The sequence below is a fragment of the Bradyrhizobium sp. 23 genome, assembly GCF_023073295.1.
GTDB lineage: Bacteria > Pseudomonadota > Alphaproteobacteria > Rhizobiales > Xanthobacteraceae > Bradyrhizobium > Bradyrhizobium canariense_D.
The window spans coordinates 142,055-142,597 of record NZ_JADPJF010000088.1 but is presented as its reverse complement, the minus strand read 5'-3'; the positions used below and the strand labels follow the sequence as shown (position 1 = coordinate 142,597).

Below are 543 nucleotides of genomic sequence, written 5' to 3'. Positions count from 1 at the left end.
TGATATCGCGCGGCTGATCGTGGCCATCTCGGACGAGCCGCTCGACCATGGTAGCGCGCAGTTCCAGGCCTCCAACCTCGAATTCACCTCGGTCGACGTCGGCAACACCGCCAACAACGTCATCCCGGGACAAGCGCGCGCAAAATTCAACATCCGCTACAACGACAACCACACTCAGGCGAGCCTGCGCGAGCTGGTCGAGATGCGGCTGACAAAAGCCTGCGGCAACCGCATTCGCGCCCGCATCGTCTGGGAGCCCTCGAACTCGAACGTGTTCGTGACCAAGCCCGGCCCGTTCACCGATCTCGCGGTGTCCGCGATCGAAGAAGTGACGGGCCGCAAGCCGGAGCTGTCGACCTCAGGCGGCACCTCGGACGCGCGCTTCATCTCAAGCTATTGCCCGGTGATCGAATTCGGCCTGGTCGGCCAGACCATGCACCAAATCGACGAACGCGTGCCGGTCAGGGACCTGGAGCGGTTGACCAAGGTGTATCGCGGGATTTTGGCGAGGTATTTTGGGTAGGCTCTTCCGCCTGCCCACTC

At 62.6% G+C, this 543-nt stretch carries 1 protein-coding gene; it reads left to right on the top strand.

Annotated elements, in window-relative coordinates; all coding sequences use genetic code 11:
* The coding region (locus tag IVB32_RS21610; protein ID WP_247411392.1) for a M20/M25/M40 family metallo-hydrolase at window positions 1–523 on the top strand (523 nt) is incomplete at its 5' end.
* Between the last annotated feature and the right edge of the window lie 20 nt (window positions 524–543).